This is a genomic window from Bacillus cereus group sp. Bce041, from assembly GCF_052646455.1.
The window spans coordinates 894,185-920,767 of the sequence record NZ_JBQXON010000001.1 but is presented as its reverse complement, the minus strand read 5'-3'; the positions used below and the strand labels follow the sequence as shown (position 1 = coordinate 920,767).

The window sequence follows — 26,583 nt, the reverse complement described above, 5'->3', positions numbered from 1 at the left end:
TTTACGAGAGAAATAAAGAGGGAATGGGAATGAAAGTAAATTCTGAAAAATGTATCCGTTTTAATTTTTGTTTACATCATCTAGTAAAGATTGTAGCATTTGCTGCGTTTTTAATCCTTCTAATCCATCTACAACAGGCTTTGTATCGCCTTGTACACACTCAATAAAATGATGAACAGCATCTTCAAAACCACGTTGTTTTAACGTCGTATCCCATGATGGGGAACCACTTTGTGAAACTGAGTTTTCCTGTTCAATTTCAAATGTATTCATATTTTTTACGCGAATGATTTTCCCTGGCGTTACAAGTTCAATTTGTTCTAAATTTGTACCGGCATGGCGATGCATTGCAGTAGAAAGTAACAGTCCACTTGGAGTTGTATATGTATGATGTCCGTAAAGAAGTTCATTCTTTTCATTGATTTGCATCATATTGTGAACGGCGTTAAGGTCATCATTAGCTAACCAGCGAGCGGTATCTACAATGTGTAAATAATCATCTAACATAGTGAAGTCGTACGTATATGGCCCGACTTTATTTGTACGATGCTTTTCAATTCGAATCCATGAAATATCATTAGCCTGTTCTTTGGCAGCGACATACATAGGAACGAATCTGCGATTAAATCCGACCATTAATTTTCGGTTATACTTCTCGCTTAACTCGACTAGTTGCTCAGCTTGTTCCACTGTAGCTGCTAGCGGTTTATCAACATAAACGTCGATCCCTTTTTTTAGAAGTTCAGAAACGATTTCATAATGCGATGCAGTTGAACTATGAACGAAGATTGCATCGCATTCCGAAGCTAACATTTCAATAGAATGAAAGTCTTGAATTCGGTATTGCTGGCAAACTTGTTTTCTTTTCTCTGCGTTAGGTGTAAACGCCCCTACAAAATTCCAATCAGTTTCTTTTGTAAGTGTTGGAAGATAGGCCTTTTGCGCAATACTTCCAAGTCCAATCATCCCAATTTTAGGTTTGTTCATGTTTATTCCCACCCTATTAATATTAATGTAACGGCTTAAATGTAGCATAGGGTGGGGGAGGAAGGCAAAAATTAGCTTTTTACTTACGGCCTTCTAACAAAATCTTCTCTATCTCCTCAAAGTGATGAGCGCGAGCATGCTCTAGCGGGGTAACACCATCATTGTCTGGAATATTTACATCTGCACCGTGCTCAATAAGAAGGCGAATGACTTGTTGCTGTGTTTCGTTTCCGTTACTTAGTACGATGGCTTCCATTAAAGCTGTCCATCCCAGATTATTTACATGATTTACATCAATATTTGTTCGAGTGAGGAGTTCTTTTATGACGTCAATATAGCCATGTTCTGAAGCTGGGATAAGAGCTGTTCCGCCGTAACGATTTGTAATCGTAGGATCTGCACCAGCATCAATTGTTAGTTTTAAAATGTCTAAGTAACCTTCCGCACCGGCGTATAGAAAGGGATTATTTTTCATGTCATCTTGAATATTTACGTCAGCACCGGCTTTGATAAGCGCCTTTGCGGTTTTTACATCATTTTTGTATGTAGCAATCATAAGCGGAGTGCGTCCTTGACTATCCGTCGCATTTATATTTGCGCCTTGTTTTAGTAAAGATATAACAGTATTCGTTTCATTTTTTTCAGTAGCTGCTAGTAGTGCAGTCTCCATGTTTGCCATCTCCTTTTTTACTTCTTGTTCTTGCGAGCATCCTTGTAAAAAAATTACGCAACATATCATACTGAATGTTTTTTTGAACATGGAATTTCAACCTCCTAATTTCAACTGTAAAATAGGAACATTAAATTTTTATAAACTGACGCTAAAATTACTATAAAATCGCTTGAGTAATTGAACATATATTTTTATGCTTATAAATAATAAGGTTTGATAAAGTGAGGATTTAAGATATGTCTATTAAAACAAGGTTTTTATTTTCTTATATTGCTGTTATCCTCGTTTCCATTACGCTTATATTAGTCGCGGGATTTTTAATCGTTTTTTCGATAACAGGTGACTTGGAAGCAGTGAAAAATTTCTATAAAAGTTCTTATATTCAAAAGCCGCTTACACCAGAAGAAGAGAATGCCTATCTTGAGTTGAAGTCAGCAGCTAAACAGCATCAATCTCAATTGTTAGATGAGTCGTTTGTCTCAGCAATAGAAAAAGAGGGTGTGAAAATAGTAGTAAGAAAAGGAGAAACACTTTCATATGCTTCAAACGTATTTGAAAGTGTATCTTTAAAAGAAGCCCTTCCGAAATTTGAATCAGCAAATATTAATAGTCGTGGTACAACGGAACTAGGCGATACATTTTATCGATATGTAAAGTTTGATTTTTATTTTCCTCAGGAAGAAGAGGGAAGTATATTTGTATTAAAAAAGCAAAGTTCATTTGTAGATCTTACACAAAAATTATTTCCAATCTTATTTGTATCTCTCTTACTACTAGCCATTTTACTCATTGGATTATTAAGTTACCTCGTTTCAAGAAGTGTAATAAAACCAATTTTTGTATTGAAAGGCGCAACGGAGAAAATTAAAGAAGGAAATTTAGATTTTCAAATACCAGTTACATCACACGATGAAATAGGGCAATTAAATCAAGGATTTGAGGAAATGAGGAAGAGATTAAAAGAATCGATAGAGATGCAAACACAGTATGAAGAAAATAGAAAAGAGCTTATTTCAAACATCTCTCATGACTTAAAAACACCGATTACATCAATTATCGGATATGTAGAAGGAATAAAGGACGGGGTAGCAAATACGCCAGAAAAAATGGATAAGTATTTAACAACTATCCATACGAAAGCAAGACATATGGATACACTTATTGATGAATTATTTTTATTCTCAAAGCTCGATTTGAATCGAGTTCCCTTTCAGTTTGAAACGGTTGAATTGAATACGTTTATGCAAGAGTTAATCGAAGAGATGCAAATGGATTTAAGTAAAGAAGGTATAGAAGTTAACTTTCAATTACATGCATCACCAATATATGTAACGGCTGATTGCGAAAAAATCAATAGAGTTATATCAAATTTAATTCATAATAGTGTGAAATACATGGATAAAGAAGAGAAGAAAATTACTGTAATAGTATCGAGTGATAATAATAAAGTTATTGTGAAAGTGATGGACAATGGATCAGGTATAGAATCTGATACGCTACCTTATATCTTTGAACGTTTTTATCGTGCAGAACAATCGCGGAATTCTAGCACAGGTGGAAGTGGACTTGGTTTAGCAATAGCGAAGCAAATTGTTGAAGAACATGGCGGGAAAATTTGGGCGGAAAGCGAGCTTGGTAAAGGCACAAGCATTTTCTTCTCATTGGAAAAAGTAGAGGAATGTGGTGAGTAAATTGAAAAGAATTTTACTAATAGAAGATGAAGTAAGTATTGCAGAATTACAGCGAGATTATTTAGAAATTAATGATTTCCAAGTTGATGTAGAGCATTCAGGAGAAATAGGTTTACAAACAGCCTTGCAAGAAGACTATGATTTAATTATTTTAGATATTATGCTTCCGAAAATGAACGGATTCGAAATTTGTAAACAAATACGTGCTGTAAAAGATATTCCGATTCTACTTGTTTCAGCAAAAAAAGAAGATATAGATAAAATTCGCGGACTCGGATTAGGAGCGGATGATTATATAACGAAACCGTTTAGTCCGAGTGAATTAGTCGCAAGAGTAAAAGCGCATATTGCCCGTTATGAAAGATTATTAGGAAATGTAAGTAAGCAACGTGATACGTTATATATTCACGGAATTTCTATCGATCAACGAGCGAGAAAAGTTTTTATAAACAATGAAGAAGTGGCATTTACAACGAAGGAATTTGATTTATTAACATTCTTTGTAACACATCCAAACCAAGTATTAAATAAAGAACAGTTATTTGAACGCATTTGGGGACTAGACTCAGCTGGTGATTTAGCTACTGTTGTTGTTCACATTAGAAAACTACGTGAAAAAATTGAAAGAGATCCTGCTCACCCGCAATATATTGAAACAGTATGGGGAGCTGGCTATCGTTTTAATGTGTAGGGAACCTGCCGAGTAATTGGCAGGTTTTTTGTATGTTATTCGAATGAAAAGGAAGGAATAGGTAATTTATGTTAAAATGTAAAGAGAAACAAAACAGAGGAGAGCATGAGGAGTGAGCTATATGTTGGGGGATATATTAAAAGATAATAAATCAAATAAGACTTTAAAGATTGGAACTAATATCGTACTTATCTTATTGATTATTGGTGCAATACAAATGTTTTATGATGAAGATTCTACGAATGATCATTTCGGTTGGTTCTTTTTTGCGGTCTTTTGGGTAATTAAAAGCATTTCTAGCTCTAAGGTAAGTTTAAAAGATAGAGATAAAAAGTCGGTATTACTTGATGTGGGTTTAGTTGTTATTTCTTTTGTTTTTTTAGTTGTTTTTAGTGTGAAATATTTCATTTGAAAAAAGCTCATAGTCGTATAGAGGCTATGAGCTTTTTGTCAGTGTTTAGTTTTTCTTAATAATAATGGTAATAACGATTTATAAAATGTTTGAGTAGTAGAAGTAAACTGAGCAGCTTCTTCTAAAAAAGGATAATGGTTGCTGTTTTCGAATGGAATGAAGATAGAATTACGTATCCCATCATGTATCTCGATAGAATATTGAATTGGGCACTGTACATCATATCTTCCGCATATAATAAGTGTCTTTGTTTGGATGGAAGGTAAATTCTCTCTTAAATCAAATGAAGGATATTCATTGGCGAAAGCATTCATCCGGCTAATGGACATTGTTTTATTGATTGGTTTACAAAAATAAGAGTTGTAGTTTTCTGGTTTATACAATGATAATTTTGTTCTCTTAGTAGATAGTTCTTTCCGTTCTTCATTTGTAAGGTGAGGGCTTTTTAAGTTTTCGATGAGTCTTTGCATATAATGAAACTGTGGATGTGCTGGGTGATAAATGCAGAATGGTGTTTCGGTATAGTTACTTGCTGCAGCTCCTGCTACGACTAATGATTGTAAGGAATGTGGATATGTAATTGCATATAAAAGTCCAAGCATACCACCTGTTGAATGGCCAGCGAAATGCCATGTTGGAAGTTGTAATGCTTCTCGTATGGCTTCCAAGTCGTGGATTGTTTCAATCATGCTTAATTCTTTTTCTGAATTGGCTTTTAACGAGTTACCAGCGTCTCGTAAATTAATGAGAAATACACGATGCGTAGCAGTAAAAACATCCGCAAAGTAATCACCAGTTTCATTAAATTGTGAATAGTGATGTGTAATACAAAGCGATTCGCCATCTCCTTTTGTAAAGAGTTCAAATGTACCACGTTTCGTATGGATCATTTGTCGTTTCCACATAATATCACTACCTTTTCTCATAAAAGTTGGGCCAGGCTGTTATGAAATGAAAATATATCGGCGCATTTCGAAATATATCAGCGATTATTAAAATATATCGACTTACCGACAGAAACCGACAATAAATAAAAGGAGGCTATTCAAAAACGAGCCTCCTTTTCGTTTAGTACAAAGATTTTGTCATATTATTCCGAATGATTTCAAGGGATTTCGCTACAGTTAATGCGTTTTTTTCTTCAATTTCTGGTTTACGGGGGATAGGTTTATACATGTTGTCTGGATCTTCCCATGTGAGGGGAAGTTCTGTTTCTGCTTGTCCTTTCCAAGCTTCAATCCATTCTGGAGGGAGATAACCTGAGATGTTTTGGATGTTGTTCATTTCGAGCCAAATGAGTGCCCAAGCTCTTGGAACGACGCGCCAGTGATCATAGCCACCGCCACCGACAGCGATCCAGCGACCGTCGCAATATTCATTTGCAATTTCACGAGCGAGCTTCGGTATTTCACGGTAAATATTCATTGTCGCACAAAGATGTGTAAGTGGGTCATAATAATGTGCGTCAGCACCATTTTGCGTTAAAATAATATCCGGTTTAAAGTACGCTGCAACTTCTTTTACAACAGTTCGATATGATTTTAAGAACGATTCATCTTCTGTAAAAGCATCGAGTGGAACGTTAAAAGAATAACTATAGCCATTACCTTGTCCGCGTTCATTTACAGCGCCAGTTCCAGGAAATAAATAGCGACCAGTTTCATGTAATGAAATTGTGCATACGTTAGGGTCATCATAAAACGACCACTGTACGCCATCACCGTGATGAGCATCTGTATCAATATATAAGACGCGTAAACCGTATTTCTTTTGAATATATTTCATTGCGATAGAACTGTCGTTATAAATACAAAAGCCAGATGCTTTGCCGCGAAAGCCGTGATGTAAGCCGCCGCCCAAATTAAGTGCGTGTTTTACTTTTCCGGAAAGAACAGCATCGACAGCTGTTAACGTACCACCAACGAGCAATGCGCTTGCTTCGTGCATATTTGGGAACATCGGTGTATCTTCTGTTCCGAGTCCATATGTCATCGCAATTGATTTTTCTAACTTTCCTTCTCCAGCACGTTTTACCGCATTTATGTACTCCTCTGTATGAACGTAGGCGATCTCTTCATCTGTAGCCATCCGTGGTGAGATGATTTGAGAGGGAGAGATGAAACCGCCCTTTTGTAATAAATCATACGTAAGTGTGACGCGCAGTTGGTTAAAAGGATGATCAGGGCTAAATGAATAGCCCCGAAAGTCATCCGAATAAATAAACGCGCTACTCATGCTTGCATCCCCATGATGTTTGGCCATAATACGCGGTAGCCTTCTGCTTCAAGTGCATCAATCACTTTTAGAGGATTCATCGTTTGAATGCGGAAAACGAGTACTTTATCATTCTCGTCTTTTGCTGGATAGACGAGAACGCTCACGATATTTATTTGTAAATCACTAAAAATAGCAACGACTTTTCCAAGAATACCAGGTTCGTTTTTTACTTGAATTTCAATTTGCGAACTTGGTTGATGTGCTCCTGTTAATTTTACTAACGTGTGTAATACTGTAGATTCAGAAATGATTCCAACTAACTTCCCGGCCTTTGTAACAGGAAGACAGCCAATTTTATTTTCAAAAAATAAAGTAGCAATTTCCTCAACAAAATCGAGAGGATGGCAAGTCATAACAGGATGTTTCATAATAAGTTCGAGCGGTTGCTGTAGCATATCGAGTGAAACTTGTTCATCTAGAATAGACGGACTTGCATCTCTTACATCCCGATCAGAAATAATGCCTACGACGTGATTATTTTGATCGACAATTGGAATGTGCCGAATGCCTTTCGTGCGTATCGTTCGGATTGCTGTTTCGATTGTATCGTTTGGATGTAATGTAACTACATTTTGATTCATAATTTCTTCTACAATCATTCCAGTTGCCCCCTTTATTAATACATAAAACGATTGTGAAAACGTAGACGATCAAAAGCTTGAATAGAATCCGTATCAACGCGTTTACCGATGCGGACCATTAAACAGTTGGCAGGATGTGAACAAATTTCAGGATCGTCTGTAGCCATCCATTGTAACCCGCCAGCATTCATCATCTTCTCCATTACTTTTCGGTATTCCCACACATTCAATCCTGTTTGTTTCAAATCCCAGTGCCAATAATATTCAGTCGTCAATATAATGTAATCTTCCATATAATCGTCCATCATAGAAACCTCTAGTAAGTTCTTTCCGACAGAACTCCCACGGAAGGCTGGGACTACTTCAATTGCCCCAAGCTCAATTAAGTTTTCCATTTTTCCTTCTGACCATCGTTCAAGTGGATCAGGATACAAGTATGTAACATATCCAACAATTGTTTGGTCATGTCTAGCAATAATGAGACGAGCTTCTGGTAATTTAGAAATTTCGACAATTGCTTTATATTGTTGCTCGGCAGGACGAAACGCAATTAAGTCTGGATGAAACTCATACATTTCTAAGTTATGTGTAGAGACAGGACCTTCAATAATTAAAGTGCCTTTCGCTGTTTTTAAGTTTCTAGCATTATATATTTTTTTATGAATCAATGTATTGCTCACCACCTTGAGGGTTTGTGAATCTATTAATATCGTACTTTATAATATATGCGATGTGAATCGAAATTTGTCATTAAAAATTTGTCTAAAAATCAACAAATATACTGAAAATTTTAAATAATGTCATTATAATAGATAATAGAATACATAGGAGGGGGATGTAAAGTATGAAAGTAGAAACGCTTCCTGTCATTAAAGGAGAAAATAATTTGCCGAATTATGATGAGGCATACGCGAATTTTAACTGGGAAGAGGTTAATAAAAACTTTACTTGGAATGAAACAGGCCGAGTAAATATGGCGTATGAGGCAATTGATAAGCATGCGAAATCCGATCGAAAGAATAAAGTAGCTCTTTATTATCAAGATGGATCGCGAAAAGAGAAATATACATTTAAGGAAATGAAGGATTTTTCTAATAAAGCAGGAAACGTCCTTAAGAATTATGGCGATGTAGAAAAAGGCGATCGCGTTTTTATTTTTATGCCACGTTCTCCAGAGTTATATTTCGCACTTTTAGGTACAGTGAAATTAGGAGCAATTGTTGGACCGCTATTTGAAGCATTTATGGAAGGCGCAGTTCGCGATCGCTTAGAAGATAGCGAAGCAAAGGTGTTAATTACAACGCCTGAATTATTAGAGCGCGTACCATTAAATGATTTACCGGCTTTAAAAACAGTTTTCCTTGTTGGAGATAATGTAGAAGAAGGCGGTAAAACGGTAGCGTTCAATCCGTTATTTGAACAAGCTTCAAAAGAATTACATATTGAATGGTTAGGCCGTGAAGACGGTTTGATTCTACATTACACGTCTGGTTCTACTGGTAAGCCAAAAGGTGTGCTTCATGCGCAAAACGCAATGGTTCAGCACTATCAAACGGCGAAGTGGGTATTAGATTTAAAAGAAGACGATGTATATTGGTGTACTGCTGACCCGGGCTGGGTAACTGGAACAGCTTACGGTATTTTCGCACCGTGGTTAGTTGGAGCGTCAAACGTTATTTTAGGTGGACGCTTTAGTCCAGAAGCTTGGTATGAAGCACTGCAAGATTACGGTGTGACGGTTTGGTACAGCGCACCAACAGCATTCCGTATGTTAATGGGAGCTGGACAAGACGCAATTAAAAAATATGACTTATCACAAGTTCGTCACGTATTAAGCGTTGGTGAGCCGTTAAATCCAGAAGTAATTCGCTGGGGTATGAATGCATTTGGACTTCGTATTCATGATACGTGGTGGATGACAGAAACAGGTGGACAAGTAATTTGTAACTACCCTTGTATGGAAATCCGTCCAGGTTCAATGGGGAAACCAATTCCAGGTGTGAAAGCAGCGATTGTTGATAATGAAGGAAATGAAGTACCTCCTTACACAATGGGTAACTTAGCAATTGCGAAAGGTTGGCCATCTATGATGCGCGGGATCTGGAATAACCAGCAAAAATATGAATCTTATTTCATGCCGGGAGATTGGTACGTATCAGGTGACTCTGCTTATATGGATGAAGATGGATACTTCTGGTTCCAAGGACGTATTGACGATGTAATTATGACGTCAGGTGAGCGCGTTGGTCCGTTTGAAGTAGAAAGTAAATTAATCGAGCATGCTGCTGTTGCAGAAGCTGGTGTAATTGGTATTCCTGATCCGGTGCGCGGCGAAATTATTAAAGCATTTATCGCACTTCGAGCAGGATACGAACCATCTGATGAATTAAAAGAAGAAATTCGTCAATTTGTAAAGAAAGGCCTAGCAGCTCATGCAGCGCCACGACAAATTGAATTTAGAGATAAATTACCGAAAACGAGAAGTGGTAAAATTATGCGCCGCGTATTAAAAGCGTGGGAGCTGAATTTACCAACAGGTGACTTATCAACGATGGAAGATTAAGAGAGAAAGGTCTGAACGAAAAATGTTCAGGCCTTTCTTTTTTATGATATCATGAACTCATATATATAAGTTAAAGGGGATAGTATGATGAAAACAGAAAAGGAAAAGATGATACTAGGAGAAATGTACATACCGGCTGATCCAGTTTTAGTACAAGAAAGAGAGCAAGCACGTATATTAACGAGAAAATTAAATGATACGCCAGAAGAGCAATTGAAAGAGCGTAGCGAAATCGTAAAAGAATTATTCGGAACGACAGGAGATAATATTCATCTTGAATCTTCTTTTAGATGTGATTACGGCTATAACATTCATGTCGGTGAAAATTTTTACGCGAACTTTGACTGTACAATTTTAGACGTATGCCCGGTAACAATCGGAGTGAACTGTATGTTAGCTCCAGGTGTTCACATTTATACAGCAACGCACCCGCTTGATCCGGTAGAGCGTATAAGCGGATCAGAATACGGAAAACCAGTTACAATTGGCGATAACGTATGGATTGGCGGGAGAGCAATTATTAATCCAGGTGTAACAATTGGAGACAATGCGGTGATCGCATCTGGTGCTGTCGTAACGAAAGATGTACCTAATAATGTAGTAGTTGGCGGGAATCCTGCAAAGATTATAAAAAAACTAAAATAATATTTGAACGAAGTGCCTTCCTCGTCTGTATACATTTATGAAAGAATAGATGAGGGAGGCTTTTTTATGTCTAATAAATTACTTCTTGCTTTTGCTTTACTTGGAATTATAGTCGTATTTTCTTGTGGTCTTTTCTTACCGATACCAATTGGATATAGAGTATCAATGCTTACAGCTGGAGTTATAATGAGTGTTGTGTTTTCAATCATTATTCCATTTGATAGAAAACATATAGTACGGAAAAATGGATATAAAATTGATTTTACAAAAACAAAAGTGTATTTTCGCTGGAATGTATTTGACACTATTTCTGTCTGCCTTGCGTTGTATGCATGCATATGTGTGCAAGCGTTAAATACTTTAGTTGCAATGGGATTTACGATTCAAAACCCATATGTGCAATTTTTTACAAATCAATCACAATTGTGGATTTTTATTGCGATTGCATATTTAATTTCCCGTATTTCATTAACGTTAAAAGGAATAAAGGAGATCAAAAATCATGGCGCAGATTGGGATTGAGGAGGAGCTCATGCTTGCGTATCAAAGTGGAGATAAACAAGCGGGAGAAAGACTATATGTTTTAATCAAACCAGCGCTATACACATTTTTATATCGATTTAACCGAGATGAACAATTAAGTATCGATCTTGTGCAAGATACGTTTTTGACGCTAGAGCGTAAGAAACATATGTATGAACTTGAAAAAGGTAAAATAAAAACGTATTTATTTCAAATTGGTTATCGTCTTATGATTAATAAATTAAATAGGAGAAAAAAGTGGCGTACGCTTTTGCCATTTTTAGTGCCGATTCCGGAAAAAGAATTTTCTCACGAAGATCGGCTCACAGTAAGAGAAGCAATTTTGAAAGTTCCAGAAGAGCAAAGAGCGGTCCTAATCCTTTCTTATTATCATGACATGCAGCAAAAAGAAATTGCAGAGATATTAAACATTCCGATTGGAACGGTGAAATCGAGACTTCATAACGGGATAAAGAAATTGAAACAATTGCTGGAGGTGGACGAAATTGAGCGAAAATCCCTTTAAGAGTGAATATAAGTTAAAGCAACATTTAGATAGTGATCATGTAGAAATACCAGACTTTCCAAAAACGGTAAGTCGATTCGATCGATTAATCGGGTTTCTTGGTTCCCCAACGAAAGATCCTGTGGAGGCGACCATTGGGAATGATTTATCGATTGTGTTTCATGTATCGTTATTAGTTGGGGTTCCAATTCTTTCTCTTATTACGATACTCTTTATGGTGTTGTAAAGGATTGACAAGAAGGGAAACCTGACCTCTATTTGACATGCCTATATAAATGATGGTATAAAGAAAAGTATATGAATAATTGAGCGTGGAAAGGGAGAAGTAGTGATCATTTCCCTGTTTTAGAGAGCTGATGGCCGGTGAAAATCAGCACATAGATGATCGCGAATTACGCCCCTAGAGCATCTTTTTTCGATTGAATTGTATTCAAAAGGGAAAAGACGGTGCTAAGCCGTTATGTAAATAAGGTGGTAGGCTTTTTTTTGCCTGCAACTAGGGTGGTAACGCGATAATCAAAATCGTCCCTTATTTGAAGGGGCGATTTTTTTATGTTTTCAACCTTCACGCCAGTAATGAACTTAAAGGAGAGTATGTAGGATATGGGTATTTTACAAGATCTTGAATTTCGCGGTCTAATTAATCAGCAAACAGATGCTGAGGGACTTGAGCAATTATTAGAAAAAGAAAGCGTTAAATTATACTGTGGTTTCGACCCGACAGCAGATAGCTTACACATCGGTCATATGTTACCAGTATTAATGTTACGTCGTTTCCAATTAGCTGGTCATCAACCAATCGCACTTGTTGGCGGTGGTACTGGTATGATCGGTGACCCAAGTGGTAAAAAAGCAGAGCGTACATTAAATACGAAAGATACAGTTGCTTACTACACAGAAAGCATTAAAAACCAACTTTCAAACTTCTTAGAGTTTGAAAACGTGGACAACCCAGCAACGATGGCTAATAACTATGACTGGCTTGGTAATTTAGATGTCATTTCATTCTTACGCGATATCGGTAAAAACTTCGGTTTAAACTATATGTTAGCAAAAGATACGGTAGCATCTCGTTTAGAAACTGGTATTTCATTCACTGAGTTCAGTTACATGATTTTACAATCATACGACTTCTTAAACTTATACCAACAACATAATTGCCGTCTGCAAATCGGTGGTAGTGACCAATGGGGTAACATTACAGCTGGTCTTGAATTAATCCGTAAATCAGAAGAAGATGCGAAAGCATTCGGTTTAACAATTCCACTAGTTACTAAATCTGACGGTACGAAGTTTGGTAAAACAGAAGGCGGCGCAATTTGGTTAGACCCAGAGAAAACAACTCCTTATGAATTCTACCAATTCTGGATTAACACAGATGACCGTGATGTTGTTAAATACTTAAAATACTTCACATTCTTATCTCATGAAGAAATTCTTGAGCTTGAAAAGCAAGTAGCTGAAGCGCCAGAAAAACGTGCAGCACAAAAAGCATTAGGTGCAGAAATGACAAAACTTGTTCACGGCGAAGAAGCATTAGAACAAGCGATTAAAATTTCAGCTGCATTATTCAGCGGTTCTGTAGCAGAACTAACTGCAAGCGAAATCGAACAAGGATTCAAAGACGTACCATCTGTAGAACGTACTGCAGAAGATACAGTATTAATCGACTTACTTGTAGAAAGCAAAATCTCTCCATCAAAACGTCAAGCACGTGAAGATGTAACGAACGGCGCAATCTACGTAAACGGTGAGCGTACACAAGCATTAGACTACGTTGTAACAGAAAACGACCGCATCGAAGGTAAATTCACAATCATTCGCCGCGGTAAGAAGAAATATTTCTTAATTCGTTACTAATAAATAAAAAGCTTTGAGGAAATTCCTCAAAGCTTTTTTGTTTTAATCTCCTTTTCGAGTTCATACGGAAATCACATGTAAGCGGTATGATAAACGTATAACAATTAGAAAGGAGTGGTAAAACGAAATGTCACTAGAAGCTTTGATTATTTTTTCTTTGCTAAACGCGGGTCAACTTGCAGAGAATTCGAAGGTTGATATACATAAAGAGCAGAAAGATGCTTATGTATATGTTCAAAAAGAGGAAAATAAATAAATTTATTTTATATATAAACTTCAAAAGCCAATCCATTGGATTGGCTTTTTGTCAGGTTGTTGGAAAAAGAGTGTATATTTTTCTCTTTTAAACATTAACTAAAATTTGTTCATAGCATGAAATAATAAGTGCTTCCAGATCTTTCAAGTCATTAACGTTATCAATAAAAATTCTACTCACTCCCTGTGATTTTGGGGCTTGTTCAACCACAAAATTAGGGCATAGCTGTTTAGTAGCTTCTAAATCGAGTCTTACAACTAAGGATTTTGCATCTCCATCAAGGAAGAGACGTATAAACCATTTTGTGATTACACGATTCATGATACAAAAATAACTAATGGTATCTTTATATTTGAGGTTACTGATATCTCTTTGATGCTCAGTTAAAATCTCTTTAACAATGTTAAATGCGGTTAGTTCATTTTCTGTAGTGAAAACTCTATCTGTTTTGTCTTCTTTGTTAATGTCTTCAATTATTTCGGTAGAAGCAGCTGCAACTAGGCTTGTTTCTATTTTCCCCGATGTTTTTGTTTCTTTTGATGTTAAACCATCACTAATTATTTCTAATAGTGTTCGATTAATTGCTTTTTTAACGATTGGTCGGAATCGCTCTAAAACGTTATTTGTAATTCTAGTTGAGCTAAAGTCTCTAATTAGAAACCGAAGGAAGTCATCTGAAGGATTTTTAAATAATTCTTTAATTGTAGAGTTTAAATTGGTCATATAAATAAGCTCTTCGGCATATTTTACGATTTCTTCAGCTTCAAAATTTTCTTTTGTAAAAGTTTCAATCGTTTCAATATCTAAATTAGTTAAATTATCCATACTGAATGTGAAGAAAGGTTTTTCATCCATCACATTGTCATTTGTTAAATCAGTATAAAACTTGTATTCTACACCATTAGTTAGTACCCCTACTTTGATATCAGGTAAGGCATTGAAATATCTAGATAGTTGCGCATCGTGTTTAAGGAGATTTTCTGTTACAGATTTTGCCTCGATTAAAATAATTGGAACCCCATTTTTAAAAACCGCATAATCGACTTTTTCTCCCTTCTTAGTTCCGAAGTCTGCAATATACTCAGGTCTAACTTCTAAAGGGTTAAAAACGTCATAACCTAGCTTTTGAAGAAAAGGGATAATTAATGATTGCTTGGTCATTTCTTCATTAGTTATGTACTCTTTTCGTTCTAAAATTTGGTTAGCTATTTTGTTTATGTCATTTCTAAATTCCATATTAATGTCTCCTCGTTATAAAGTTTAAAAATCTTTAATATTATTGTTATTCCGTGAAAATTCATAATATAACAGAGTTCTTTATGGAAATAGGGAGGTTATTCCTTTTGTTTTAGATGCGAGTATAGGTTATTGGAATTTTTATGTTACGTGGGATATAAAAATATGGTGAGAATTGAAAAAAGCCAATCCACAGGATTGGCTTTTTGTCATTAACGAGAGTAGAACTCGATAGTATTATAAAGTCTTATTATATCAGTGTTTGAAGCGTATTTCTTATTAACTGGCCCCAAATTTGGCCCCACTTTCTGCTAAACTCTGACTAAATAACTCTACTGACATGGACTCCATTTCCTTCAATACATGGCCATAAATTTCATAAATCATTTGTGGAGTATTCCCTAAACGTTCTGCAATCACTTTTACATTTAAACCTTGGTTTAATAGTATGGTACAGTGTGTATGGCGTAAGCCATGTATTGTTATTGAGGGAAGATTTGTTTTATTTAATACCCTTCTAAATGCATACAGTACACTACTATCTGTTATAGGTTTCCCGGTTTGGTATGATGTAAATACAAATGATTCATCTTGTAGTTTGTATCCAAAAGATAGCATTACTTCCATGCACCACTTACGATATGTTTTTAGTTGGCTTACAAGTACATCATCTATTAGAATTGTTCTATAGCTGTTTTTTGTCTTGGGTGATCTTATCCCTTTATTATCTCTGGTACGTTCAATAGTAATTGTTTTATTATCAAAATCGATGTTTTTCCATTGTAAACCACAGGCTTCTCCTCTACGAATTCCTGTGTATGCAACGGTTAATAAAAATGTGTAATTTGTGGTGTTTTCTTCACGATTAGCTACTTTCAAAAATTTAACTAATTGCTCAGGGGTGAAGTAATTAGTGTTTTCTTCTTTAACAGTTTCTTGGCTTGAAAGTTTAATTTTTGTGAAACGATTACGAGATAATATTTCATCTTCTACAGCTGCATTAATGGCAATTTTGAAAAGAGTGTGGAATAAATGAACTGTACTTGGCTTGTACTTCTTTTCAAGTACATTCAAAAATTCCCTCTTATATGTGGTTCTATCTAATGTTTGCAACTTGTAATGGCCAAGTAATGGTTTCATTTGTAAACGAATAGCCATTTCACGTTGAGCCCGAGATGTTGGTTTCCAACTATTTTTATGAGTGCTATACCAAGTATCCAACCATTCTCCAACGGTCATTTGATCGTGTTCTACTTGTTTAGCTTCACCACGTATTGTTGCAACTTTTACCTCTAAAAGGGATTTGAGGGCTTCTTTTTCTGATTTAAATCCCCTTTTCTTTTTCTCTTTCCTTTTACCTGTACTGTCGTAATACTTGTGGCGGTACATCCACACTTTTTCATTACTTGCATTGAAATAATAGTATATTTCCGGATCTTTTGCCGATTTATGCAATTTCAATATTACCATTCCTTTCATTGCTTTGGCTGGCGTATGCATAGGAATGGATAAGTGTTGAATTGATACTATTTACCTTTGGTACGATCAGATGATTCTTTCTTTAAAAAGGCAAACATATTTTCAAAGTTATTATATTCTTTCTCGATTTTTTCCTCTGAAGGATAGTTTACTTCAAGTTTTTCAAATAACACATCTAACATTTTTATAGCTAGCTCTCTGTTTTCTTTACTCAATGATTTACCGTTAAAGTAAACATTACGTTGCTCTAGAAAATCTTTTATATCTGGATATTCACGTCTACGGTAATCTTCCACTTCATAAGCTTTATTTTGTTTTTCAAAATATGCGTCCTCTTCCTCCGGAGTCATTAAATCAAAAGGATTTATATATCTTCTTTGTTGTATTTCAGTTAAGCGAAGCTTTAATTTTGCTATGCGTTTTTCTAAGCGGATTTTCCTAGCATTTAACTCCTTTTTTTCCTCTTCGGAATCACATTGTTTTAGTTTATTTTCAATTTCCTTTAATTCATTAACATTCATTAAATATGATGTCTCGTCAGATGCTGCTTTTTCTTCTGGAGTTAAATTTACATCTTCTTCATTTATGAATCCTGCTTTTATCATTAAATCGGTGTATCCGACATTTAATACTTTAGACAATTCAGCTATTGTTTTTGCGTTAGGAGTATTTGTACCAAGCTCCCACATTCGTATTGTACTTTCAGCTTTGCCAAGTTTTTCAGCGAGTTGTTTTTGCGTAAATTTGTTACTTTTACGTAACTCTTTTATTTCTTCTCCAAATGTAGATATTTTCATTTTTTTCACCTCTCATATAGTACATATTCTTATTAAAGCATCCTATAAGGTGATTAGCAAGAAAAAAACAGCATAATAAATGCTTGACAGCATTTTTGGTGCTGTGGTAAATTATAAGCATAATAAATGCGGAAAGGTGGTGTGAGTGAAAATGGCTGTACGACTTAAAGTATTTAGACAAGAAATTAAGCTAACTCAGCAGCAAATGGCTAATTCTATAGGCGTATCGTTGTCAATGTATGAGAAAGTTGAGCGTGGAAGTATCAAGGCATCGAGGAATTTTATAGATGCTTTTAAACACAAATATCCTCACATTGATATCAATTATATTTTTTTTGGGTTTTAACAGCATTTTAGATGCTGTTCCGAAAGGAGAAGATTAGAAAAAGGGGAGGGAATAATATGATTCCTGCAAATGTGCAAGTCAATATTGATGAAAAAGCCATTAAGGAGTACATACAGCAGCAGATAGATCAGCAGATTCACGAAACCTTGTTAATGGTTGATATTGAAAGATTGGTAGTAATGACATCAATGTCACGGAGATTTCTAGAAGATGAGATTTTGTCAGACCCTCGTATGAGATTAATAGAGCGACGACGTAATCGAAAGCGTTGGTGGTTTTATAAGCAGGCGCTTGAAGTAATAGAAGAAATTGTGAACGATTGGTAGACGACAACGCTTTGGCTGGCGTATGCATAGGAAAACCAAATGTATTATACCTTTGTTGGTCAGATGGTCTATTGCGGGCCGAAAATAAATGCAATGTTGGGACTTATAGCTAATACAAGGGTAGCAACCTTAATTGAAAAGGGTGAGGTGAAAATATATGAACGGAGTATTGTCCGCAACGAGGATGATGAAAGGACATGAAATTGTAAAACGATGTGCTGTAGCAAGAAAAAATCCTGAGATTTTAGAAGCTATGGAGTTTGAAGCTAAGAAAAGATTATACGAAATTAACAATAGTAAATAAGGAGCGTTAGAAATATGGATCAATTAGTAGCAGTCAATGAACAACCAAATTTAAAAAATTTCACAAGTGAACTTGATGGTGAATTAGGATCGCTGGGAGTAAGCGTTGCGACTTTAACAGATGTAGAAGTTCTTTTAGCGCACTTAGTAGAGGATATGGATGCAGCGGTATACAAAGGTGAGGAAATTTATTGTTTTCGTGGATTTCATAGAAAGCTAAGAGTGTATTGGCGCCTGCTCAATTATACGATGAATGAATTAAATAAAGAATATGAAAGAGTAGATGAAATTAAAGACGGATTATTTAAAGAGGTAGTGAAGAATAGTGGTAAAAACCAATAAAAAAAGATATATGAACGGCGAATTCATATATCTTCAAGACCAATTATTTATCTACTTATATTTTAACATCAAGTTAATTAGACAGCAATAGGAGGTGATGTATATGCTTGATAATTTTAATAATATACCAACAGAATTGAAAAACACTCCTAATTGGGTCTTGTGGAAATCGCAAGTTAGATCGGGGAAAACAACAAAGGTACCATATCAACTTAATGGATCTATGGCTCAATCAAATAACCGTAATACTTGGTCTACTTTTGAGGAAGTTTTGGAAGAGTATCAACAGGGAGATTATAGCGGTATTGGTTTTATGTTTTCTAAGGAAGATGCGTTCATAGGGATTGATATAGATCATTGTGTCCAGGAAGGGGAATTTACAGATTTAGCAAAGGACATTATGACGATTGTTCCAAGTTATACAGAATACTCGCCCAGTGGTCAGGGGATTCATATTATTGCAAAGGGAAAATTACCGTTAAGAGGGCCGGGCACAGGAAAGAAAAGTCCTGCCCTAGGTCTTGAGATATATAGGCACGGAAGATACTTCACATTCACGGCTAACAGTATAAATAACCTCCCTGTGGAGGAATCAACTGAAAACTTAAAAGTTCTTTTTCAGAAGTATATAGAGAAGAAGGAAGTACCTGCAGCACCAAAAACACCTTATGTTTCAAGGAAAAGTAATATAAGTATTCTATCTGATGCAGAACTATGGGAGCGAATGTTTGACAGTAAAAGCGGTGTAGCCATTAAAGATTTATTCCAAGGCATTTTGATAAATGGTGACCATTCTTCAACGGATATGGCTTTATGTAATCATCTAGCATTTTGGACGGATAAGGATTCAGCAAAGATGGATTCAATGTTTAGAGAATCAGCTTTAATTCGTGATAAATGGGATAAACCACATTCAAGTGATGGACGTACATATGGGGAAATGACAATTGAAAAAGCAATTGAATCTACCCACAGTTCTGTTTCGGATTATAACCGTAGTTCTGATTACAACCGAAAAAATGATGTTCATTATTTGGTAAATGAACAAGTTGAAACAAATGGTATAAAAAAAGGCTCATGGTGGAGCGAAAATAACGGAAGGACTAGTTTTTTACATCATATCATGGTCGAGTACATTTTACAGGAAAATAAAATTGTACGTTTTCCAAATGAAGATGGTGATATCTATGTTTACAACAAAGCTACTGGAATATATGAACTTGATAAAACATGTAGGAAGTTACGTTCACTCGTTCGTGATGCAGAGATATTAAAAAGAAATCAAGTGCGTGAAGTACAAGAATACATTATGGATATGTCACCAGTAGTAAATGAAGAATCCAAGAATTATATAGCAGTAGAAAATGGTTTATTGCATCTTGATAGTATGGAATTTAAAGAGTTTACACCAGAGGTATTTGTAACCAAAAAGATACCTACAAAATATAATTCAAATGCTTTTGATTCATTTGTTGAAAGAACGCTGATGAAAGTATCTGATGGACATTTACCTACTATCAAAAATATTCATGAAATGTTTGGAGCGGTTTTGTATCCCACCTTGTTAGTTCCGAAAATGTTTTATCTGTATGGACGTAGCGCCCATAACGGGAAATCTACGGTTTTATATATGATACAGAAGACGTTTAATTCTGGGGAGAACATATCAGCGATAAGTCCGCAGAAATTGGCGGAAAATGCCTTTGCGGGTAGTAGCATTTATGGGAAATTGGCAAATATCGTAGATGATCAACCCGATGAGGTAATACGTGATAGTGGAACATTAAAAACTATCATTACAGGTGGGTATGTCGATATCGAATTTAAGGGAAAGAGCAGTCAAACAGTACAAATGAACACGGTATGTATTACAGCTAGTAATCATTATCCTAATTTCAGGGAATACGGCAATCAGATTAATAAACGACTGCATATTTTACCGTTTGATCATAATTTTATGAACGACTCAGAACGTATATCAGAAATGGAAAGCATGAAACAACTTGAAACAGTAAGTGCAAGGGAATATGTCTTGAAATTGGCGGTAGATGCTATAAAAGAAATGAAAAAACGCACGGTTGATATTTTAACATACAACGAGAAGGCGGAGGAAGCGAAACAGAACTTTATGGAATACAATGATCCACTTGCCGACTTCTTTTTTGAATACGATAAGCAATTTTTTGAAGAAGTCAGGGGTACGGATGCTTTGAAGGCATATGACGAGTGGTGCAAAGATAACCACGTTCAGCATCCGTTAGGGCAAAAACAATTCAAAGATTCAGTATGTACTAAGTATGAAATGGAATGGAAAGATAAGATGACAAAAATTAATGGTTCATGGAAAACAGTTAAAGGGTTTAAGTCAAAACCAGCAATAAAATAGCAATAAGCAAAAACATTAGAGGTGCAAGGCTTTAGAGTGTTTGTATTGCGGAGTCAGCAATAAAGCGGCAATAAGTACAAGCCTTAGAGCTGTAAGGGTTTATGGTGTTCGTATTGCTAGTTTCTATTAATGAGTTATTAAAAATGTATTTATGTTTATAACAAATATACGTATTAATTATTTGTGAGATAAATGCACGAATGAGATATGACGGCCAGCAATAAGCAATAAAATAAGTACAAGCCTTAGAGTGACAAGGAATTGGAATTATTGCCTGCTTGTTGCTTTGTTGCCGAAAAAGTAGCAATAAACCAATTTTTATTAAAGAGGTGTGTAGAAATGGCAATTAAAAAAGTTCCAAGTGTATTAGCAATTGAACGTGATGAAAAAGGAAATCTCAGCACATGGTGTCAATACTGTAGAAAGTTCCATCATCACGGAAGAGGTGAAGGACACAGAGATGCACATTGTTTTGAGGAAGATAGTCCTTATATTCGTACAGGCTATGTTCTTAAAAAGATGAAACTATCTGGTAAAGAAATTGTGATCAAAGAGTAAACCTAAGTAGGTGATATGTAATTGGTTTGCCTAAAAGATTATCAAAGGTTAGTAGAAGATATTGCTTATTTAGAATACAAGTTAAATAGAATGAATGCTGAATTAAAACGTCAGAGGGATTGGGGTAAAGATATAGTATCCTTTGATCCAGGCGATGAGGAAATAGAAAAGAGACTGGACCAACTTAAGGAGGATCTCACATATAAGAAAGAACAATTGCAACAGCTTGTTGACTTAGTGAGTAAGTTCAAAAGCTTAGAACAACAGATACTTAAGATGAAATATATCGATGGAATGGCGTTAGAGAGCATAGGAAGCAAATTAAAGTATAGTCCAAGCTATATTAAACAAAAACACGCTGAGATTATGAGAAGAATCAAGTTTGCAGAGAGATTAAGGGCAGGAGGATGAGAACTGTGGAAGGTATTGAACAAAATGTAAGCATAGATCTGATTGGACATGTAAAAAGTATTCGATTTAAAGATAATAAGTTGATTTTATTCTCATTTATGGATGATATACGTGGAGAATTGCTCTGTGCAGCTTATAAGGATGAAAGTATCCTTTATTACCATATTGAAAGAGATAAAAGATACCATTTACAGGTGAATTTGAAGGGATTTATGAAAGAAGCTGAAAATGGAGAAACGTATCTAAACAATGGTTTGTACGTTAAAAAAGTTTATGTTGAAAAAGAGTGAATTTATAACCCCCCTGTCCAAATTTTATTTATCGACCATCCGGGGGGATAGGGAGTGGGGGTGCAAACGCGCACCTCAAAATGATTTTTTGAAAAAAATTTGTTTTTTTTGTTGTACTACGACACTAATAAACTATCTAGAAAACGTTGATATGGCAGGTTTTATTGAGGGAATCCGTTTTGTCACACTTGTTGTCACGTGACAAATAAAAAAGGCCTATAGATCCATTCATATCAATACTTAGAGGTTTGTTGTACGTGTTTTGTTGTACTACAAACATTATCGGAAAAAGTGGGGATGTTATACCTTTATTTTGTCGATAATTGCTGAATTTAACTTAAAGGAAGGTGAATAAAGTGATAGAGAAGTGTCTGCAATCTATACTTGATAAATTAAATAAAGATGAACAATCCAAATTAGATATGCTTATTCAAAAATATAATAAGGCAGTTGAAGAGGGAGATCCTGTGCATCATCAACTGTGTATGGAACTAGTCGAAGCATATCAAAATATCAAATTGGAGCATGAGAAATGCTAGTTTTACAGCAAAAGTAATAGATTATCAAATTTATTGAGAGGAGGTGTAAAAAAATGATTAGACATTATGAAAGTGCATCTAAATTCCACGAATCTAGAGATATGACGGAATTAAAGAATCTAATAAAAAGAAGAAAAGGCCAGGTTTGGGAAAGACGAAACGGAGTATGGAGACAGCTAGGCAAACGGGAGCAACTACTTAAGCGAATCGATAATATGTTAATGAAATTTAAATAAGTACAAAAAAGCATAGGTTGTTCTGGACCAACAGCCTATGCTCAATCAAAAAACAAAATACAAGGAGAATTATATCATGACTACAACAATTAAAAATAATAAAGAAATTTGTTCAGCTTTTGCAAAATATGTGACGGGTAATATAAGTGAGAAAGAAGCTCGTTCATTAGGCCTATCCGTTTCAAATAGTGGAAAAGCATTTATTCCAAAATCTATTGCTAATGAAATTATTAGTTACGTTGAAGAGGAAAATTTACTAAGAAAATATGGGAAAGTAGTTACAGTTGATGGAAATCTAGGGTATCCAGTTTTGACTGAGGAATCAAATCTCAAAGTCGAAGCTCATTCAGAAGAACGTGATAGCGAAAATGAAATTGAAGTGAATAGCATCGGGTTAAATGCAGATGTTTTATCTCCTGTGGAATTTGATTCTATTTCAAGGGTTAAAAGAAAATTATTGAAGATGAGTGGTGGAGAAGTTAGTTTAGCGGATTTAATTGTAGAGTTAATGAAGAAAGAGTATCTAAAAAAAGAAATTGATTACATGTTTAATGGGAATAGTCAAAAGGCTTTTAATCCAGGAGCATTATTAAATAAAGCTAAGGTATTTACACCAACTCAAACAGATCCAGTAGCAATTATTAAAGAACTAAAAAATAAACCATCTACTAATGTGACCAATAAGGCAAGATGGATTGTAAATAAAGCTGCCCTTGAATACGTTGAAGATTTAAAGTTACCGAATGGGGAACCGGCTTTAAAAACAATTGATCGTGTGGATGGTGGAGTAAGTTACATGTTACTGGGATTCCTACTTGATTGCACAGATGCAGTAAAAGGCTCGGTAGATACAGCAGCAGTATTTTACTTTGGTGACTTTTCATCCTTCGTTATTCAAGAAAATTCAGATGGGTTGGAAATTGAAGTTATGAAGGAAATGTATACGAATGTTAATGAAGTAGGATTGAAATTATACAACCTTCTTGATGGGAAGCTAATCTATTCAGAGGTAGAACCAACGGTGTATCGTTTGGAGATTTAACATGTAAGCCGTTTTGTTGACGGCTTTTTTATAAGATAAAAAATACACTCACTTTTCAGCGTGAGTGTATTTTAATGTTTATTTACTTTCACATTGGATTATGCTTTTTTTATTTCTTTAAAATAATTAATTTGATCAAGAATTTTTTGTTTTTCTTTTTCTCTACAATAAATTGTCTCCTTAATATTATCAATGTTAGATTCTAACTTAATCAATAAGTTATCTTTAAATTTATATATATATTCTGCTTCAGTATGATCTTCTAAAAAACAAAAAACGTGAGCCTCAAGTATTCCATGAACTTTCTCGAAATTAATTTTTGTATAGTTATCTAATGTTAAATTAGATACTAATAGTTCAGGTGTCAGCTTAGGAGAATATGTCTCCTCATATAACTTTTTAACAATTTTTATCATTTTTTCATTTCTCCTTAAAATGATGTTTTAATGTTTGAACAACATATTCAGAGTAAGTATCGACTTGTTTAATTGCACGTTCGTAATCATCAAGTTCCCATTCCTTACGATTTTTTCTATTGAAATTCCTTAATGACATATTAAGGTACTTTGCTAAGGTAGCTCCATTATTATCTTTATTATCATAAGGCTTTTGATTAGGATTAGCAATAAATTCATGACGTAGTTCTGTAATTTCAGTCCCAGCTAGATCGAGTTTGAAATATGTAATAATGTCAGGTACAATTTCTTCTCTAATTTTTGAATCAAGCATGGATCGGAGATTCTTTTGATATAAGTCTGGTCTTAGTAATCGTTCAGTTTTTGCATTATCCTCAACATTCATCTGTCTACTTAAATTAATTGCTAATTCTTCATTGATTCCGAATTCGTTCATTAATTTTTGTATTCGTTCTTGTTCTTCTTTTAATTTCGTCTCTCTTAGTTTTAACAGTTCAGTATCCATAAAAGCATCCGCATCGGTTAAGTACTCATTTGATTCTTCGGTATTACCAAAATCTAAATCTTCAAGTGGGGTGGTTGGTTTTAACGCTTTTTCTTTTCTTGCTAATTTTTTTATTTCTTTGATAACATCACTTTTACGGATCTCATTTTTATAGTTATCCCACAATGCATCTAAATTTAATTCTTGATGATGTACAACTTGGGCAATATTATCTTCCTCGTTAATATTATATCCATCACTTATTGAAATTGTTCTTAAAACTCTTCCGATAAATTGCTGATAAGGTAGATCAGATTTAAAAGGTCTAAAAATAGCAGCAATAGATAAAAATTTATGGTCATATCCCTCACCTAATAATGCTACGTTTACGACTACATCTACTTCATGCCTTTCAATTTTATCAAATTCGTCATTTAATGAACTCTTGTCCATTTTACTGTGAACAATCGCTACTCTCATACTTCTTTTTTCATAAATATCTTTTAACTGTAATGCGTGTTCAATACTACATGCAACAGCGACGATTTTATGAGGATTATTATTGGTTTTCTCTTTTTTCTGTTTTAGCATTTCAATTGATCTATCAACAACACTGATATTACTTTTTGGCGATAAAGCGACACTCCGTGTAATCCAGTCATCTTTTTTAATTTTTAAGATTTCTTCTAAGGAATAAAATTCATCATCTTTTTTATCCAAAGTAAAATACATTTTTTCTGGAACGTATTTAAATCTCTCAAGAGATTTTACATATCCATTTGCCATAGCCTGTCCGAGGTTATATCTATATATTTCTTTTCCTTCAATTTGTACACCATCACTCCTAAATGGAGTACCAGTAACCTTCAATACTTTAGCATCTGAAAAATATTCTATAGCTTTTTTCCAGGTATGTGCTTCTGAATGATGGGCTTCATCAATTATTATGAAATCGAAGAATGTAGAATCAACTTTATTTAATAAAGAACTTTCTAGTCTTTCCTGTAACTTATGGACGTTTAAAATAACTATATCTGCACTCTCTAAAATACCATTGCTTATCTCTTTGGAATATTCTATTACGGTTGGAAGCTGAGGTTTCCCAGTAAAAACTTTGGTTGATAACCAAAAATTCTTTGGATACATTGGATCTAATGAACCTAAAACAGTATCTTTCACAATTGTCTGAGGGGTAATTATTAATACTCTTTTTTTAGCTATTCCATATGGGGCAATTGCCATTAAGCCTGTTTTTCCTGTACCTGTTGGTAATACTACTAAGGACATTCTGTCATTTTCTTGGTTAGAGTAATGTTGTAATAAACTTTCGTAGGCAAAAACTTGAGGATCTCTTAGATTTACATTACTTCTAATATGTGGATTTGCAAGTGAAAAATGATTCATAGGTAATTTTCCTTTCCTAGTTAAGACAATATAACTCTATTAGTTTTTTTATTAGTTGCATGGTGTAATATGTATTTATTTCCATCATACCATATTCTATATTTTAAAATAACAGTAGAATAATAGATTCACTTAAATGAAAAATGCATCACACTAGAAAAGGATATATTTGTGTATTAACCTTATAAAGTTATTCAATGTTAAAAGAGTAATTCCTTTATTCCGGAAGCCCCCCTATCAAAAATTAAAATTCTCTCTCTGGGGAGGATAGGTAGCGTAGGGGGCAAAGCTATCGTTAGATAAA

32 protein-coding genes and 1 other annotated feature are annotated in these 26,583 nt (G+C 34.9%); of the genes, 21 read left to right on the top strand and 11 right to left on the bottom strand.

The window, feature by feature from the left end; all coding sequences use genetic code 11:
- Nucleotides 1-60: 60 nt before the first annotated feature.
- Both ACUN13_RS04830 and ACUN13_RS04825 read right to left on the bottom strand, forming a co-directional pair.
- Nucleotides 61-987 carry a Gfo/Idh/MocA family protein gene (locus ACUN13_RS04830; RefSeq protein WP_001039693.1) on the bottom strand — a complete coding sequence of 309 codons (927 nt, stop codon included), beginning with the start codon at nt 985-987 and terminating at the stop codon, nt 61-63.
- A gap of 79 nt (nt 988-1,066) precedes the next feature.
- Nucleotides 1,067-1,747 (bottom strand): ankyrin repeat domain-containing protein, encoded by a 681-nt coding sequence (locus tag ACUN13_RS04825; protein ID WP_000474105.1) that lies wholly within the window; start codon nt 1,745-1,747, stop codon nt 1,067-1,069.
- Nucleotides 1,748-1,896: 149 nt separating this feature from the next.
- Between ACUN13_RS04825 and ACUN13_RS04820 the strand changes: the two genes are divergently transcribed.
- From ACUN13_RS04820 to ACUN13_RS04810, 3 genes are all read left to right on the top strand, one after another.
- Nucleotides 1,897-3,351: an ATP-binding protein gene (locus ACUN13_RS04820; protein WP_445423700.1), complete on the top strand. Its 1,455-nt coding sequence runs from the start codon at nt 1,897-1,899 to the stop codon at nt 3,349-3,351.
- A 1-nt stretch (nt 3,352) separates the two neighbouring features.
- Complete coding sequence (locus tag ACUN13_RS04815) at nt 3,353-4,042, top strand: response regulator transcription factor (protein ID WP_001986686.1); 690 nt, start codon at nt 3,353-3,355, stop codon at nt 4,040-4,042.
- A 121-nt stretch (nt 4,043-4,163) separates the two neighbouring features.
- A complete protein-coding gene (locus ACUN13_RS04810; protein ID WP_061457768.1) occupies nt 4,164-4,454 on the top strand; it encodes a hypothetical protein in 291 nt (96 codons plus the stop codon).
- A gap of 38 nt (nt 4,455-4,492) precedes the next feature.
- On the opposite strand, the gene ACUN13_RS04805 is transcribed toward ACUN13_RS04810, so the two are convergent.
- The 4 genes from ACUN13_RS04805 to acuA form a co-directional block, all read right to left on the bottom strand.
- Entirely contained in the window at nt 4,493-5,380 is an 888-nt protein-coding gene (locus tag ACUN13_RS04805) for an alpha/beta fold hydrolase (RefSeq protein WP_025689087.1), read from the bottom strand.
- 142 nt (nt 5,381-5,522) lie between these two features.
- On the bottom strand, nt 5,523-6,689 hold the full coding sequence (gene acuC, locus ACUN13_RS04800) for an acetoin utilization protein AcuC (protein WP_000092826.1): 1,167 nt from the start codon (nt 6,687-6,689) through the stop codon (nt 5,523-5,525).
- Nucleotides 6,686-7,330 carry an acetoin utilization AcuB family protein gene (locus tag ACUN13_RS04795; protein ID WP_000634583.1) on the bottom strand — a complete coding sequence of 215 codons (645 nt, stop codon included), beginning with the start codon at nt 7,328-7,330 and terminating at the stop codon, nt 6,686-6,688. Before ACUN13_RS04795 ends, acuC begins: the two co-directional genes overlap by 4 nt.
- Nucleotides 7,331-7,347: 17 nt before the next feature.
- Complete coding sequence (acuA, locus tag ACUN13_RS04790) at nt 7,348-7,980, bottom strand: acetoin utilization protein acetyltransferase AcuA (protein ID WP_000581388.1); 633 nt, start codon at nt 7,978-7,980, stop codon at nt 7,348-7,350.
- 176 nt (nt 7,981-8,156) lie between these two features.
- Between acuA and acsA the strand changes: the two genes are divergently transcribed.
- From acsA to ACUN13_RS04755, 7 genes are all read left to right on the top strand, one after another.
- Nucleotides 8,157-9,875 carry an acetate--CoA ligase gene (acsA, locus tag ACUN13_RS04785; RefSeq protein WP_445423699.1) on the top strand — a complete coding sequence of 573 codons (1,719 nt, stop codon included), beginning with the start codon at nt 8,157-8,159 and terminating at the stop codon, nt 9,873-9,875.
- A gap of 84 nt (nt 9,876-9,959) precedes the next feature.
- A complete protein-coding gene (locus tag ACUN13_RS04780; RefSeq protein WP_002026426.1) occupies nt 9,960-10,520 on the top strand; it encodes a maltose acetyltransferase domain-containing protein in 561 nt (186 codons plus the stop codon).
- Between the two features lie 66 nt (nt 10,521-10,586).
- Entirely contained in the window at nt 10,587-11,042 is a 456-nt protein-coding gene (locus ACUN13_RS04775; RefSeq protein WP_000066434.1) for a hypothetical protein, read from the top strand.
- Nucleotides 11,023-11,568, top strand: a complete 546-nt coding sequence (locus tag ACUN13_RS04770; protein ID WP_000057201.1) for an RNA polymerase sigma factor — start codon at nt 11,023-11,025, stop codon at nt 11,566-11,568. Before ACUN13_RS04775 ends, ACUN13_RS04770 begins: the two co-directional genes overlap by 20 nt.
- Nucleotides 11,549-11,794: a hypothetical protein gene (locus ACUN13_RS04765; RefSeq protein WP_001293787.1), complete on the top strand. Its 246-nt coding sequence runs from the start codon at nt 11,549-11,551 to the stop codon at nt 11,792-11,794. Before ACUN13_RS04770 ends, ACUN13_RS04765 begins: the two co-directional genes overlap by 20 nt.
- Nucleotides 11,795-11,871: 77 nt before the next feature.
- Nucleotides 11,872-12,101: a binding site (T-box leader), on the top strand.
- A gap of 70 nt (nt 12,102-12,171) precedes the next feature.
- Entirely contained in the window at nt 12,172-13,428 is a 1,257-nt protein-coding gene (gene tyrS, locus ACUN13_RS04760) for a tyrosine--tRNA ligase (RefSeq protein ID WP_025689079.1), read from the top strand.
- Between the two features lie 127 nt (nt 13,429-13,555).
- On the top strand, nt 13,556-13,684 hold the full coding sequence (locus ACUN13_RS04755; protein WP_000050940.1) for a hypothetical protein: 129 nt from the start codon (nt 13,556-13,558) through the stop codon (nt 13,682-13,684).
- An 87-nt stretch (nt 13,685-13,771) separates the two neighbouring features.
- Here ACUN13_RS04755 and ACUN13_RS04750 read toward each other — a convergent pair whose 3' ends face one another.
- From ACUN13_RS04750 to ACUN13_RS04740, 3 genes are all read right to left on the bottom strand, one after another.
- Nucleotides 13,772-14,920 carry a type I restriction endonuclease gene (locus tag ACUN13_RS04750; protein WP_025689075.1) on the bottom strand — a complete coding sequence of 383 codons (1,149 nt, stop codon included), beginning with the start codon at nt 14,918-14,920 and terminating at the stop codon, nt 13,772-13,774.
- Nucleotides 14,921-15,199: 279 nt separating this feature from the next.
- The gene (locus ACUN13_RS04745; RefSeq protein ID WP_445423698.1) at nt 15,200-16,420 is read right to left on the bottom strand and encodes a tyrosine-type recombinase/integrase; all 1,221 of its coding nucleotides are present in this window, start codon (nt 16,418-16,420) and stop codon (nt 15,200-15,202) included.
- A 26-nt stretch (nt 16,421-16,446) separates the two neighbouring features.
- Nucleotides 16,447-17,196, bottom strand: a complete 750-nt coding sequence (locus ACUN13_RS04740) for a helix-turn-helix domain-containing protein (RefSeq protein WP_089607675.1) — start codon at nt 17,194-17,196, stop codon at nt 16,447-16,449.
- 151 nt (nt 17,197-17,347) lie between these two features.
- On the opposite strand from ACUN13_RS04740, the gene ACUN13_RS04735 reads away from it, so the two are divergent.
- The 11 genes from ACUN13_RS04735 to ACUN13_RS04685 all read left to right on the top strand — a co-directional run bounded on the left by ACUN13_RS04735 (nt 17,348) and on the right by ACUN13_RS04685 (nt 23,975).
- Nucleotides 17,348-17,542 (top strand): helix-turn-helix domain-containing protein, encoded by a 195-nt coding sequence (locus ACUN13_RS04735; protein WP_087948508.1) that lies wholly within the window; start codon nt 17,348-17,350, stop codon nt 17,540-17,542.
- A gap of 56 nt (nt 17,543-17,598) precedes the next feature.
- Nucleotides 17,599-17,868, top strand: coding sequence for a hypothetical protein (locus tag ACUN13_RS04730; RefSeq protein WP_049113484.1), 270 nt, complete (start codon nt 17,599-17,601; stop codon nt 17,866-17,868).
- A gap of 157 nt (nt 17,869-18,025) precedes the next feature.
- On the top strand, nt 18,026-18,172 hold the full coding sequence (locus tag ACUN13_RS04725) for a hypothetical protein (RefSeq protein WP_001014689.1): 147 nt from the start codon (nt 18,026-18,028) through the stop codon (nt 18,170-18,172).
- Between the two features lie 14 nt (nt 18,173-18,186).
- Entirely contained in the window at nt 18,187-18,513 is a 327-nt protein-coding gene (locus tag ACUN13_RS04720) for a hypothetical protein (RefSeq protein ID WP_445423697.1), read from the top strand.
- A 103-nt stretch (nt 18,514-18,616) separates the two neighbouring features.
- Entirely contained in the window at nt 18,617-20,899 is a 2,283-nt protein-coding gene (locus tag ACUN13_RS04715) for a phage/plasmid primase, P4 family (RefSeq protein WP_445423696.1), read from the top strand.
- A 339-nt stretch (nt 20,900-21,238) separates the two neighbouring features.
- Nucleotides 21,239-21,457, top strand: coding sequence for a hypothetical protein (locus ACUN13_RS04710; protein WP_445423695.1), 219 nt, complete (start codon nt 21,239-21,241; stop codon nt 21,455-21,457).
- A gap of 21 nt (nt 21,458-21,478) precedes the next feature.
- Nucleotides 21,479-21,868, top strand: a complete 390-nt coding sequence (locus ACUN13_RS04705; RefSeq protein ID WP_445423694.1) for a sigma-70 family RNA polymerase sigma factor — start codon at nt 21,479-21,481, stop codon at nt 21,866-21,868.
- Nucleotides 21,869-21,873: 5 nt separating this feature from the next.
- Entirely contained in the window at nt 21,874-22,158 is a 285-nt protein-coding gene (locus tag ACUN13_RS04700) for a hypothetical protein (RefSeq protein WP_445423693.1), read from the top strand.
- 356 nt (nt 22,159-22,514) lie between these two features.
- Nucleotides 22,515-22,697, top strand: a complete 183-nt coding sequence (locus ACUN13_RS04695) for a hypothetical protein (protein WP_445423692.1) — start codon at nt 22,515-22,517, stop codon at nt 22,695-22,697.
- Between the two features lie 53 nt (nt 22,698-22,750).
- Nucleotides 22,751-22,933, top strand: a complete 183-nt coding sequence (locus tag ACUN13_RS04690; RefSeq protein WP_445423691.1) for a hypothetical protein — start codon at nt 22,751-22,753, stop codon at nt 22,931-22,933.
- 76 nt (nt 22,934-23,009) lie between these two features.
- Nucleotides 23,010-23,975, top strand: coding sequence for a phage major capsid protein (locus tag ACUN13_RS04685; RefSeq protein WP_445423690.1), 966 nt, complete (start codon nt 23,010-23,012; stop codon nt 23,973-23,975).
- A 98-nt stretch (nt 23,976-24,073) separates the two neighbouring features.
- On the opposite strand, the gene ACUN13_RS04680 is transcribed toward ACUN13_RS04685, so the two are convergent.
- Both ACUN13_RS04680 and ACUN13_RS04675 read right to left on the bottom strand, forming a co-directional pair.
- Nucleotides 24,074-24,391 (bottom strand): hypothetical protein, encoded by a 318-nt coding sequence (locus tag ACUN13_RS04680; RefSeq protein WP_000591078.1) that lies wholly within the window; start codon nt 24,389-24,391, stop codon nt 24,074-24,076.
- Nucleotides 24,392-24,395: 4 nt separating this feature from the next.
- A complete protein-coding gene (locus tag ACUN13_RS04675) occupies nt 24,396-26,279 on the bottom strand; it encodes a DEAD/DEAH box helicase (RefSeq protein ID WP_149884911.1) in 1,884 nt (627 codons plus the stop codon).
- Between the last annotated feature and the right edge of the window lie 304 nt (nt 26,280-26,583).